The 493-nt window shown below is 51.1% G+C and carries 1 rRNA gene; it reads right to left on the bottom strand.

The features are described from left to right. A 16S ribosomal RNA gene (locus GO007_RS26780) occupies positions 1-389 on the bottom strand; the annotation flags it as partial. Positions 390-493 lie beyond the last annotated feature (104 nt).

The raw sequence follows: 493 nt of genomic DNA, 5'->3' as shown, positions 1-493 counted from the left end.
CATCAGGCTTGCGCCCATTGTGCAATATTCCCCACTGCTGCCTCCCGTAGGAGTCTGGACCGTGTCTCAGTTCCAGTGTGGCTGGTCATCCTCTCAGACCAGCTAGGGATCGTCGCCTAGGTGAGCCGTTACCTCACCTACAAGCTAATCCCATCTGGGCACATCTGATGGCATGAGGCCCGAAGGTCCCCCACTTTGGTCTTGCGACGTTATGCGGTATTAGCTACCGTTTCCAGTAGTTATCCCCCTCCATCAGGCAGTTTCCCAGACATTACTCACCCGTCCGCCACTCGTCACCCGAGAGCAAGCTCTCTGTGCTACCGTTCGACTTGCATGTGTTAGGCCTGCCGCCAGCGTTCAATCTGAGCCATGATCAAACTCTTCAATTTAAGTTTGATGCTCGTGAATTAAACTTCGTAATGAATTACGTATGTTCACTCAGAGACTTGGTATTCATTTTTCGTCCGAGGACGTTAAGAATCCATGTCACTTT

Source organism: Klebsiella sp. 10-1 (assembly GCF_009758445.1).
Lineage (GTDB): Bacteria > Pseudomonadota > Gammaproteobacteria > Enterobacterales > Enterobacteriaceae > Klebsiella > Klebsiella scottii.
Note: the sequence above shows the minus strand (reverse complement) of the source record. Positions and strands in the feature narration are given on the sequence as shown.